Source organism: Lentibacillus salinarum (genome assembly GCF_042679865.1).
GTDB classification, from domain to species: Bacteria; Bacillota; Bacilli; order Bacillales; family Amphibacillaceae; genus Lentibacillus; species Lentibacillus salinarum.
Window position 1 is genome coordinate 1 of sequence record NZ_JBHTNH010000043.1, and the last position, 1,641, is coordinate 1,641.

Genomic DNA, 1,641 nt, shown 5'->3' on the forward strand with positions numbered 1-1,641 from the left:
CAGCACTGAGGAGTAAAAATTTTTCGAGATAATCCTAAAAATATGAAACCTAAAATATGGAAATTATGGTATAATATAACAAATGGGAATGTTATTATACCGCATATTTTAGGGGGGGGGTTTTGAGATGGTTACGAGAAAAGTAAAAAGAACCATGGAAAAAGATGAAAATTATTTTTTCGAGCTCATGAAATTCAAGAAGCACTTTTTTGAAGATTTACAAAATAGGATGAATCATGTATACGATCCACGCCATCAAAGCTACATTGACTATAGTTGCGACGTCCTTCTCTTCATGATCATCCTGAAAAACGCATGTGATCTGGAAAGTATGCGTACGATGACCAATGAATTGAATAAGGATGAATGTATTATTAACATCAAAAGGGCGTTGAACATCGAGACGCTGGAGGAATTACCACATTATGATACCATCAATGATTTCCTCTCGCGCTTGGATCCGGATGAACTGCGTAACATACGGACCTATATGATCCGGGAACTATTGAAAAAGAGATGTTTTGAAACTTCCCGCATTGGCGGCAAGTATTGGGCGATCATTATTGATGGGACCGGGTTATTCACGTTTAATCAGAAGCATTGCGATCATTGCTTGAGACGGGAATACAAAGACGAAGAAGGGAATGTCGTAAAGACTGTTTACATGCATCATGTCCTGGAGGCGAAACTCGTTGTTGGCAATATGGTTTTCAGTGTTGATTCCGAGTTTATTGAAAATGAGTCAGAAGAGGTTCCCAAACAGGACTGTGAATTAAATGCATTTTATCGTTTGGCTTTCCGATTAAATCAGACATTTAAGAGGCTGCCAATCTGCATCATTGCCGATAGTCTGTATGCATGTGAAAACGTATTTAAAACCTGTCATAACAACCATTGGAAATTCCTGTTACGCTTTAAGGAAGACCGCATCAAAAGCATCAGTGAAGAGTTTCATGCGTTGGGTAAGATGGAAGAGACTAATGGGAAAGAGCAGCAGGACAAGATTCGTTGGGTTAATCACATTGCGTATAATGATTGGGACATTCATGTATTGGAAGGTACGATCAAAACGGAAGATGGCCAAAAGCGTTTCATGTTTTTGACCGATATCAAAATCACGGATAAAAACTGTCGAAAGCTTCTCTATGCAGGCAGAAGCCGCTGGAAGATTGAAAATGAAGGTTTCAACAGGCAAAAGCATATCCGCTATCATATCGAACATGCATCAAGCCATAACTATACGGCCATGAAGAACCATTATCTTTTGACGCAAATAACGGATATTTTGATGCAGCTATTGGAAAATGGCTCAAATATACTTAAGCGTGTTAAAAAGACGGCAAAAGAAATATCCTCAAATCTGTTAGAGATCATCCGCATGAAACTCCTAACAGACGAGGATATAACGAAAATGAAAAAACCTACTCAGGTTAGGTTTACCTGATAAGTGCATTATAGCAAAGGATGTGGTGCCAAGCAAAGAAACCTATTTGTATAAAATTTTCAAAAAACTAATTCCCGAAAATTCGGCTTCTCTTTTTTCGTATAACAGGAGAATGATAATTTTCGAATATTCGGTTTATAATATGATGAATTTCAAGAAACAAGTGAAATGAAAATAATTTTAATCCTCAGCGCTGA

1 protein-coding gene is annotated in these 1,641 nt (G+C 37.6%); it reads left to right on the forward strand.

Annotated elements, in window-relative coordinates:
• The first annotated feature begins 127 nt into the window (after nt 1–127).
• A complete protein-coding gene (locus ACFQ4A_RS16420) occupies nt 128–1,444 on the forward strand; it encodes a transposase family protein (protein ID WP_382402503.1) in 1,317 nt (438 codons plus the stop codon).
• Nucleotides 1,445–1,641: the final 197 nt, after the last annotated feature.

Excerpts from the sequence above, each read along its gene's own strand:
- ACFQ4A_RS16420 (WP_382402503.1), top strand. The coding sequence starts at position 128 with ATGGTTACGAGAAAAGTAAAAAGAACCATGGAAAAAGATGAAAATTAT.